The 10361-nt window shown below is 34.9% G+C and carries 11 protein-coding genes, 1 rRNA gene and 2 pseudogenes; 13 read left to right on the top strand and 1 reads right to left on the bottom strand.

The features are described from left to right. Positions 1 to 231, top strand: a pseudogene (locus SAY88_RS23895) (CBO0543 family protein); the annotation flags it as partial. 189 nt (positions 232 to 420) lie between these two features. Here SAY88_RS23895 and SAY88_RS23890 read toward each other — a convergent pair. Further along, positions 421 to 1644: an IS110 family RNA-guided transposase gene (locus SAY88_RS23890; RefSeq protein ID WP_332634887.1), complete on the bottom strand. Its 1224-nt coding sequence runs from the start codon at positions 1642 to 1644 to the stop codon at positions 421 to 423. A 488-nt stretch (positions 1645 to 2132) separates the two neighbouring features. Between SAY88_RS23890 and SAY88_RS23885 the strand changes: the two genes are divergently transcribed. From SAY88_RS23885 to SAY88_RS23830, 12 genes and pseudogenes are all read left to right on the top strand, one after another. Further along, a complete protein-coding gene (locus tag SAY88_RS23885; protein ID WP_332634889.1) occupies positions 2133 to 2885 on the top strand; it encodes an ABC transporter ATP-binding protein in 753 nt (250 codons plus the stop codon). Beyond that, positions 2860 to 3888, top strand: a complete 1029-nt coding sequence (locus SAY88_RS23880; RefSeq protein ID WP_332634885.1) for an ABC transporter permease — start codon at positions 2860 to 2862, stop codon at positions 3886 to 3888. Before SAY88_RS23885 ends, SAY88_RS23880 begins: the two co-directional genes overlap by 26 nt. Before the next feature lie 76 nt (positions 3889 to 3964). Then, entirely contained in the window at positions 3965 to 4624 is a 660-nt protein-coding gene (locus tag SAY88_RS23875) for a TetR/AcrR family transcriptional regulator (protein ID WP_332634884.1), read from the top strand. 538 nt (positions 4625 to 5162) lie between these two features. Then, positions 5163 to 5816 carry a DUF3267 domain-containing protein gene (locus SAY88_RS23870; protein ID WP_332634883.1) on the top strand — a complete coding sequence of 218 codons (654 nt, stop codon included), beginning with the start codon at positions 5163 to 5165 and terminating at the stop codon, positions 5814 to 5816. Between the two features lie 308 nt (positions 5817 to 6124). Then, complete coding sequence (locus tag SAY88_RS23865) at positions 6125 to 6337, top strand: helix-turn-helix transcriptional regulator (protein WP_332634881.1); 213 nt, start codon at positions 6125 to 6127, stop codon at positions 6335 to 6337. Next, the gene (locus SAY88_RS23860) at positions 6334 to 6744 is read left to right on the top strand and encodes a hypothetical protein (protein ID WP_332634880.1); all 411 of its coding nucleotides are present in this window, start codon (positions 6334 to 6336) and stop codon (positions 6742 to 6744) included. Before SAY88_RS23865 ends, SAY88_RS23860 begins: the two co-directional genes overlap by 4 nt. Positions 6745 to 6943: 199 nt before the next feature. After that, positions 6944 to 7324 (top strand): hypothetical protein, encoded by a 381-nt coding sequence (locus SAY88_RS23855; RefSeq protein WP_332634879.1) that lies wholly within the window; start codon positions 6944 to 6946, stop codon positions 7322 to 7324. 256 nt (positions 7325 to 7580) lie between these two features. Continuing rightward, entirely contained in the window at positions 7581 to 8099 is a 519-nt protein-coding gene (locus SAY88_RS23850; RefSeq protein ID WP_332634878.1) for a DinB family protein, read from the top strand. 243 nt (positions 8100 to 8342) lie between these two features. Continuing rightward, positions 8343 to 8678 carry a nitrite reductase gene (locus tag SAY88_RS23845; RefSeq protein ID WP_332634876.1) on the top strand — a complete coding sequence of 112 codons (336 nt, stop codon included), beginning with the start codon at positions 8343 to 8345 and terminating at the stop codon, positions 8676 to 8678. A gap of 350 nt (positions 8679 to 9028) precedes the next feature. Further along, positions 9029 to 9205 carry a hypothetical protein gene (locus tag SAY88_RS23840; protein ID WP_332634874.1) on the top strand — a complete coding sequence of 59 codons (177 nt, stop codon included), beginning with the start codon at positions 9029 to 9031 and terminating at the stop codon, positions 9203 to 9205. A gap of 408 nt (positions 9206 to 9613) precedes the next feature. Further along, a pseudogene (locus tag SAY88_RS23835) lies at positions 9614 to 9814 on the top strand (recombinase family protein); the annotation flags it as partial. A gap of 482 nt (positions 9815 to 10296) precedes the next feature. Next, a 16S ribosomal RNA gene (locus SAY88_RS23830) occupies positions 10297 to 10361 on the top strand; the annotation flags it as partial.

The following is a 10361-nucleotide window of genomic DNA, read 5'->3' as shown; positions in this document are numbered from 1 at the left end:
TTTATTTTTTGGGTTTTGCTATACGCTTCAATTGAAATTATAAATATTCATTTAGGATTAATTTCTCATCACAATGGGTGGCAAATGTGGAATTCGTTTCTATTTCTTATTTTTATGTTTATTATTTTCCCCATTCATTATAAAAACCCACTGCTAGCATGGCTTATATCGGGAACTGTTCTTATTTTAATTTTCACTCAGTTTGATTTCCCTCTTGATAAAATGAAATAACTCTTGAAGTAACGGGTGCATTCAACTAGTCTATGTAAACATGTTCTTCCACAAAACCAGCTAATAGTTTGTCAACATTTTTCACTAAAAAACATAAATTACCCATGTTATACTAAAAATGCGCATGCCAAATAACCTTCCGTTAGACTGTCTATGGAAGATTTTTCTGTATTTAGTTAGTTATAGTTTCTAAGCAACATCTTGGAAAGTAGTTTTATTTTTTAATATCGCATAGATCCAATGTAAGAGCTTATTAACACAAGCAATAACGGCGACTTTATACAATTTACCTTCACTGCGTTTCTTATCGTAAAATTCCCTTAATCTCTTATTTCTAGGGATTATCTCATCACTGGTTTTCTTTTTACGAGCGTCACGTATTCCAGCACGAACAGCCATATACAAGGCATGCCGTAGTCTACTAGAACCACGTTTTGTAATTAGCACGAGGGTGGCTTTAAATTTACCAGATTCAAATACCTCTGGATCAACCCCAGCGAATGCGACAAGCTTTTTAGGGTGATTAAACCGGTCTATCTCACCAATTTCGGAAATAATCGTTGCCGCGATTTTTTCACCAATGCCAGGGATAGATTGGATAATCTTATATTCTTCAATTTCTTTAGCGAGAGTATCTATCTCTTTCTCTAACGTTGATAGATGCTCTTTGTATTGAAGAAGCATATTAATATACATTTTCATACTCAACAAATGACTTTGGTACAAGGTCTTTTGAAATGGGTTGCGAGCTGCCGCAATCTTAAGTTTTTGTACCTTTTCTTTTACCCATTTTTTATATAACTCTTTTATCCCATTAGCCAAATCATCCTCACTAGCAGCTAAGATATCATCTGATGTAGGATATTTTTGCAAAGTAAGCAAAGATCCTACAGAGTATAACTCACCAAAAACTCCTTTATATTCAGGAAATACTTGATCTAACACTGCTTGAAATTGTAACTTGGTTTGTACATATATCTCTGTTATACTCGTATGTTGCCTTGTGAGATTACGGAGGTTTAAAAGTCGTATTCCACGTTTTTTATAGGGTTCTAACTCCTCTTTATAGTAAAGCTCACAGAGGCGATAAGCATCAATGGCATCTGTTTTCACTTTTCGTAAACTTGAACTTTTGGCCCTATGAGAAATCAATGGATTGACGATTATTAATAAATAATTCCGTTCCTCCAAATACTGAACAACTGGAGTATGATAATGCCCTGTAGATTCCAATACAACCGGAGGTTGCTGACCGGTCAACTCCTTTATTTCCTTAAGAAACTCAAGTAATAAACCTAAACCTTCGAGATCATGCCTTATGCAAAAGCTTTTACGATAAGGTTTACCTTTATCTAAAAAACCTTGAACTTCACTTTCCCCTTTTGAAACATCCAGACCAACGACTGGATTCATTCTAAATCTCCTCCTCCAAAAATAAGATTGCCGGTTACCTCTAATTCCTTCTTGTAGTATCATAGCTTCGCTTGTTATGCGAGATCATAGTCCCAACCAGCCTCAAACATGTTTCTACAAGTAGGGGGTGAACTGTTTTGCGGACGGGCCCTACGGGCGCGAACGTTCTACCCCGGCTACCGTAATCATATATCGATATAAAAATAGGTCAACCAGAAATAACTGGCTGACCTTATAATACGATCGGGCGCGATTGTGAAGAAACATTTAGATTTTAAACAACTTTATTGTTGTTTATTTTGAGAAAAAGAGGATTAGATGAAGAAAGTTAAACACTATATTTTCAACACCTCCATTATCGAACGGTGTTTTGTGTGTGGGGGTATTAAAATGAAATGACTTTATTGTAACTTATTTACATTCTTTTTGGTTCGTATTATGATAATAGTGAGTGATTACTCACTATTATAAATGGAGGAGATGACATGATGCCTAACCAAGAAATGATCGTTTCCACTAAGAATGTTTCTAAGATATTTGGCAAACAGCATGTTTTAAAAAATATTAGCCTCGATATTTTTAGCGGAGAAATTTTCGGTTTTCTCGGCCCTTCCGGAGCAGGAAAGACTACATTAGTAAAACAATTAGTAGGACTCGAGCTGCCTTCAGAAGGAGAAATTTATGTGTTTAATGAAAAAATGCCCTCCTTGCCAATGATTGAAAAAATCGGTTATATGGCACAATCGGACGCTTTATATGAAGAACTGTCCGCAAAAGAAAACTTGGAATTTTTCGCTTCCTTGTACGGCTTGAAAAAAAAGCACCGGCAAGCGAGAATACGTGAAGTCATGGAGATCGTCGAGCTAACCGATCATCTCAATAAGTTAGTATCCAACTATTCTGGAGGGATGAAGCGCCGTTTGTCATTAGCGATTGCCCTCTTGCATGAACCGAAGCTGCTCATCCTCGACGAGCCGACGGTTGGGATCGATCCTGTTTTGCGGCAAAGCATTTGGAATGCATTCTATGAGCTGAAGAAAAAAGGCACGGCGTTCATTGTCACAACCCACGTGATGGATGAAGCTGAAAAATGCGACCGGCTCGCGATGATACGCGGCGGCCAATTAATTGCTGTCGGAACCCCTGAAGAATTAAAGAACAACACTCATTCAGCCACTATCGAAGAAGCCTTTCTCTTTTACGGAGGTGCAAAGCATGAGAATTTTAGCGTTAGTAATTAGAATCCTGCGGCAGTTTATTAGAGATAAACGAACGATGGGTCTAATGATTTTTGCTCCCATCTTAGTTCTTACTTTGATGCATTTAGTTTTTAACGGCGGCAGCTATGTGCCAAAGGTTGGACTCGTCAATATCCCAGAACCGATAAATAATCATTTGTACTTAGAAAATGCTAAACTTACAGACTATGACGACGAAACACTCGCAAAAGCGGCTCTTACAAAAAAAGAAATCGATGGCTACATTTTGTTCGAACATCAAGCTCCATCCATTGTGCTGGAAGGCAGCGATCCAAGTGTGAACCAAGCGACGATGCAATGGGTGCAGGAAGCATTTAAACCGTTAGTGAAAAACGGCGTTCAACAAGAGCTGAACATTGAATTTTTGCACGGTTCCGTTGATATGGGACAGTTTGATTATTTTGGGCCAGTGCTGCTCGGATTTTTTATCTTCTTCTTTGTCTTTTTGATTGCAGGTGTGTCATTTTTACGGGAGAGAACGACCGGCACATTGGAAAGACTCCTATCAAGCCCGCTGCGCCGTTGGGAAATTGTGGCTGGTTATATTCTTGGCTTTGGTATCTTCACGATGCTGCAAGCGACGATTATTGCAGCCTACGCCATTTTTGTTCTTAATATGCTGATGGAAGGGGCATTTGGTTATGTTCTGTTAATTACCTTGCTTTTAGCTCTATGTGCATTAACATTGGGCATTTTCTTGTCATCCTTTGCCAATAATGAGCTGCAAATGCAGCAGTTTATTCCTATTATCGTCATACCGCAAGTATTTTTCTCAGGTCTTTTTAACTTAGAAACGATTTCTGAATGGTTAAGCTGGATCGGCCCTTTTACTCCGTTGTATTATGCAGCAAATGCTCTTCGCGACATTATGGTCAGAGGTTACGGCTGGAGTGAAATATACCCTGATTTACTCGTTCTTACCTGCTTTTCATTACTGTTCCTAACTTTAAATATATTCGCATTAAAAAAATATCGAAAAATTTAACAGCAGCCCATTTTTTTCAATTCTCGTTCCATCCTTTATAATGGAAGGAAAGAACTTTCGATTTGAGGGAGAAAAAATGTCAGATCAAGATTTTATGAAAGAAATTTTATTTAAGGAAGAAGAATTAACAGAAAAACAAAAACAAATTATCATAGCTGCCATCGAATCCTTTTCAAGAAAGGGCTATGCGGCGACATCCACGAATGAAATCGCCAAAAAAGCAGGTGTTGCAGAAGGAACGATTTTCCGCCATTATAAAACGAAAAAAGACTTATTGCTGTCGATAGTGACTCCGGTGATGTCAAAGCTGATAGGACCTTTTATCGTTAAAGACTTATATAAAGTGATCGATCAACACTATGAAAAATATGAAGATTTTATTAAAGCTATGATTATTAACCGAAGGGATTTTTTAATTAAGAACTTGCCGATTCTTAAAATCCTCGTTCAAGAAATCCCGTTTCATCCCGAGCTACGAGAACAGTTCATCGAACATGTTGCAAAAAAAGTCTTTGAGCGAATGACTAAGCTTGTTGAGTATTATCAGGAAAAGGGGCAGATTATCGAAATGCCCGCCTCCAGCGTTATTCGTTTTACCGCTTCAAGTGCTATGGGCTACCTGCTTGCCCGATATGTTTTCTTCCCTGACGGAAAATGGGATGATGAAGCGGAAATTGAACGGACCATTCAATTTATCATGCATGGATTGTCCGCCAATAAACAAAACGATTACTAAAAAAACGGGTTGATTTGATGTAGAAAAATTGTATGAACAACATAATGAACAGACCTAATTGACGTCAATGCTCGAATGAAAATAAATACTATAGATTTAACAAAACTCACCGTGTGAAACAACTAAGGGGCTTACTAATAAACAGCATAAATATTGACGTATTAATGGGCATACGTCTTTTTTATTTTGAATTATTGTGGATTTAAAATAAAGTCGTGATGTTATAAAAAGTCGAGATGTTCTACCCTTTGGATATGGTTTTTTCTAAAGGGGTGTTTTTTATAGTGAAAAGGAAAAGAACATCTGAAGTGAAAGGTGGACTAAGGAACTGTTGAGTGACAATAGAGTTGTTCCGTTAAAGGGCCATTTCCGGAATAAGGATCTGCGCCTTTTTTTGCATGAAAAGGGCCGTATTCTTGAACAACACCTTTCAAGGGAATTGGATATTTATGTTAAAATATATAAGTGATTGTGAAGGTTACTACTTAACGTCGGGTAGTTACAACTTTTTTGAAATTGGGTATGAATGGGGGAGTTTATGAAAATACTAAACAAATTGCCAAAAAGTAACCCAAGTTTACATTCGGACCTAATTAAAAATGGATGGGTTCCAATGAAAGAACCTAAGACTTTAATAAGCGCTATTTTGTTATCTGTCCCTTTAATCGTTGTTAATGCAATCATCTCTATCGGGGTAATAAATGTCTTTTCCACTATTTCTTTGAGCGATTTTGGACTGACATCTGATTCAATATCAATAACAATTAACTTAGGCATTATTTTTTGGCTAGTCTTACTTTTAATACTTCATGAATTACTTCATTTGATTTTCATTCCGAATTTTATTAAATCAGAAAAAACATTTGTAGGATTTACTCTATTCGGGGGTTTTGTGATAACCGAAGAAGAGGTTTCAAAATCAAGATATATCTTCATTACAATTGCTCCTTTCATGATTATTTCCATCATTTTACCACTAGTATTAAGTGTGTTTGGACTATTAACAACGACATTGAAATTTTTGATAATACTAAACTCAATGGCATCATCAGTTGATATACTTAATCTCCTTCTTATAATTAAGCAGGTACCGAAAAATGCAACTCTAAAAGGTAATGGACCGGACACTTATTGGAAAAACACACAATTGAACGAAAAGTGTAAATATAACGAAAGTAACTTATTTAATTAAAGGGAGCTTTTCTACAATATCTGTGCAACATAATTAGGTTAGAACGATCTTCCGTAATCGGACGCTTTTCTGAAATAAGGAAAGCGTCTTTCTTCATGAAAAGGGCCAGATAATTGAATAACACTTGGCAAATTAAATTGGATATTTATGTTAAAATAATTAGAGATTGTGAAGGATTGCACTTAAAGTAACGAGGTAGGTTAATTTAATAAAAAAAACAAAACTGAGTGTAAAGATATCTTTACACTCAGTTTTGTTTTTTATATAATAACTGTAAAGATATCTTTACTCAGATTGGAGGATTATTAATGAAAGTGATAAATCATATTCGTGATATTCGATTAAAAAAAGGGATAACACAAGTAAAGATGGCTGAAGATTTACAAATCACACGACAAACTGTAAACGCCATTGAGAAAAATAAATATAATCCCAGTCTGGAATTAGCTTTAAAATTAATAGAATATTTTAATGTCCCTATTGAGGAGTTGTTTTATTTAGAAAAGGAGGAGAATTTATGAAAAATAGGACTTTGTTTATATTAGTTATGATTTTTATTGTTGGATGTATATTATTTGGAGGATTTTTAGGTATATATATTATTGGTGATGAAACTGGGGGATACAACTATGACTTGGCTATTCCTATGATTGTTGGAACACTCTCAGGTATTTTACTTTATGTACTTTTTTCTAAGTGGAGTAAACGAAGAAATGGTAACGTTCCAGATTTTGATGAACGAAGTATAATACTTATGAAGCGTTATTTGATGATTGTACTATATGTTCTACTTATTGGTAGTGGTGCTACTTTACTAATCTTATATTCAATGGGGGTTTATTTAATTGAGACAGGAATGTTGATTGTATGCTTAATGACATTCTACATCATAATTGGAGTTGGAGCTTTTATAACTAAGCAATTATAATAGAGTTCATTATCAATCTGGAAAACCATTAATGTTTAATATGAATATGTGAAACATCTCACTTAAACTAAAGGGAGCAATCCTTGAATAAGCAGGGATTGCTCTTTTTCTTATTGAAGTAAAGAGCAGGTTAGCAAAAAGGATATTGGTGAAACGTTTCTAAAAATTAAACGTCTAACAAATGATTGGAGGGATAAAAGTGAAATATGAGAAGTTATTATTTTTATTATTATCATATCTTTTATTAACAGTTACAGCTTGCTCAGATGAAACCAAAATTGATGTTACACCTGTAGTGGAAAACGAAGAAATGAAAATAGTAGTTCAAAAACGTATTGAATACCAAAATGATTACGAAAATTTTAGAGAAATTACTCAAAAAGAACAAGTGCAAAAAGTTAAAGAAATTATTAACGATGCAATTTGGGAAAACGTTGAAGTTGAAATGGCTGAACCTCCACATTATAAATTTAGGTTTCGTAATCCAAATCCGGAAGAAGCAGGTCTCTACGATGTTTGGATAAGTCCTAAAAATGATAAATTAGAAATTGTTAGTAGGAATAAAGGTTACACACACTAACAAAAGAAAATTCAAGCCTCTTGTTTGAAATTTTGACTGGAGAAACATTGTCTGAGTTGAAATGATTATTAAACAAACGGGCGCTTTTCTGAAATAAGGAAAGCGTCTTTCTTCATGAAAAGGGCCATTTTCTTGAGAAAAAAAGGGATTATTTGTAAGTAAATCGAAGTTAATTCAGAAGGTGTTATTTAGTTTAGCATTGGGACGTTACTCAACATTATAAAGGAAGAAAATTATAAAGAAAGTGGGAGATCTATTGGATACAAAAGAGATATTGAAGCAGTTCGAACAGGTGGCTACATACTATATTGAAGAATTAAGTAAATATTCGCTAGATGAGTTTACGAGAAAGCCTTCTGAGGATGAATGGTCATTAGGACAAATGTACAATCATTTAATAAAGGGCACTCATTATCTTCATTTAAAAGCTATTGAGCAATGTGCTAATGGCACTGCTTACGATGGCGGTAAAAAAACAGAAATAGGCGAATCGATTTTCAAAGAAGGAACGTTTCCTCCAATCAGAGTAAAAGGTCCGGATACACCCGATTTCACACCGCCAAATCCTACGGGAAAAGAAGAGGTAAAGGAAGGACTGCTTCAAATCATTGAGAAAATGCGAGAGATAGAAAGAAAGCTCTCTGACATTCCAGTCAGCCAGAAAGTTCAGCACCGGAGAATGGGATATTTAAATGCAGAGGATTATTTTCAGCTAATCGAAATGCATTTCCGGCACCACTTACGGCAAAAAGAGCGTATCGATCAGTTTCTTTAAAAAGTAAGTAAGTAATTTATCTTTATTGTTGAAGCAATTAATAGAAGTTATTCAGTTATTTCATTATGGGCGCTTTTCTGAAATAGGAAAGCGTCTTTCTTCAAGAAAAGGGCCATATTGTGGAGGAACGTTATCACGTACTCATGTAAAAAAGTAATTGAGAATATGCAGGTTTAGCATTATTAGATACAACAATAATTATAGCAATGATAAACTGGTCATAATATTCTTAGGGAGATGTATATGAAAAAATTTTGGAGAGTGCTAGGTTCTTTTATTATCTCTTTATTCGCAATTTTACTTAGTCTAATATCCAATACTGATCTTGTTAGTGGTGGACGTACAGGCTTAAAAACAGAGAAAATCGAAAAGAATATAGAAAAATTAAAACAGTTCTCATGGTTTGAAGAATTGTATGAAAACGAACAACATCATCGCTCTTTTTTTGTAAGCCTAAAAGTCAGAAAATATTTAGAAAGTTCTATTCGTGTATACCGACTTAAAAGGAGTAAGAGGGAACAGGAAAAGTTTATTCATTTATTAGAAGAAGTAGCTGAACTTCGTATAAAGAAAAAGTAGAATAGTTTATTCCACGATCGGGCGCGATTGTCTAACAACATGAATCTGTTTTTGTAGACAGTTTCCTCGGAACTACCTCTCTACTTTGTTTTCATATACACAAAGTAGGGAACCTTATTTCTTCTGATATTTTTTCATTTTAGTCTTGATTTAACCGCCACATGTGAAAGTATTTCCAGTAAACAAAAAGCTACTTACGTTGGCTGGAAGGCTTTACACATGGCCCCTCATTCCTCGAACCGTTTCCGCACCCCTTACAACGAAAATAAGCGGTCTTGTTATTCATTCTGACCAGAATAACAAGATCGCTTATAATATTTTATTACTCATTAATTTTACGAATCTTTTCATTGTTACAAGAAGGTGATTTTTTAAAAGTACTTAACCTGTTTCATTTTCCATTAGATACGTCACTACTAGAGCTATTCCAATCAATTGCTACCGATCTACAGGAGAAAAAAACAAGTGAAACAGCTGCAGTCTCGGCTTTATTTCATATGCCAACACAGCAGAATAGCAATACATAGAACAACAGCAAACGAGCGAGAATACAGACGACTTATACGGACTGGGTAAACGAAATAGCATAGAGCGTAGTATGTTCATTTCTTGACAAGGTAGACTATTTATCATGTGTTCTTTATGTATTTTTTACGCTGCGATCTAGCTGTGTACGCTCTAACGCATATGGTTAAGTAATGTATAGGGAATGTTTGGTACTGGAAGAGATAGAAGAAGCATTTTCTTGCGGCTTTTTGGAAGCTTTAACGTAGTTAATGTGTAAGACTTGATACTCAAGCGTAGTTAACTTGCGGTTTAATCGTGATTCTAGGTAAGCTATGAATTCTTCAAACATTATAACCCCTCCTTTTTACCTATAATAGCTTAAAAACGACATAGTTTAACAATATTCGTTTGATTATCTAACATAGTTTGTGATGAGAACGCAAGAAGGAAAGGCTATTGCTAAGCGGCGAGAGGATTTTCGAGAAGGAAGACCAAATAAGTGCAGTAAAAAACAGATTGAGCACGCGCTAGGATTGTTAGCAACCAATTCCTATAAGCAAGTAGAAGAGATCACAGGTATTAGTAAAAGTACGTTGATACGGGCAAAAAGAAAGCAAACGAATAATTAGTAATTGTAATTAAAGCTTTTCTTCTAAGAATTTTTAATATGTTCCTTATTATATAGAAGAAGACTTACCTTATTTTATCCAAGATATTTGTTGTTATCCAAAAGAAGTTATGATAGATTATTAAAGATGACAAAAATATCCATTAAAATATAGTTGCGCAGAATTATTATTTGTACTATATTAATTGTCGCTGATAACGACACAAAAAAACATTCTCTCAAGAAAATTAAAAAAATATTTGCATAAAAACGAACAGTGTGCTATATTATTAATTGTCGCTAAAACAGACACAAAATAATTTAACAAGCAACTAAAACACTTTTTAAAAAATAGTTGCACAGAATTATTTAGTGTGATACAATAGTTTTTGTCGCTGATAAATGAGTGACCAAATGAGTTCTTTGAAAACTGAACAAAAGCCAAGCGAATTAAAAGAGATTATATATCTCGTCAATGTTTTATTTTGAGCTTAATCAAACACTTTTATGGAGAGTTTGATCCTGGCTCAGGACGAACGCTGGCGGCGTGCCTAATACATGCAAGTCGA

The organism is Halalkalibacter flavus (assembly GCF_036663575.1).
Lineage (GTDB): Bacteria > Bacillota > Bacilli > Bacillales > Bacillaceae_D > Halalkalibacter > Halalkalibacter flavus.
Note: the sequence above shows the minus strand (reverse complement) of the source record. Positions and strands in the feature narration are given on the sequence as shown.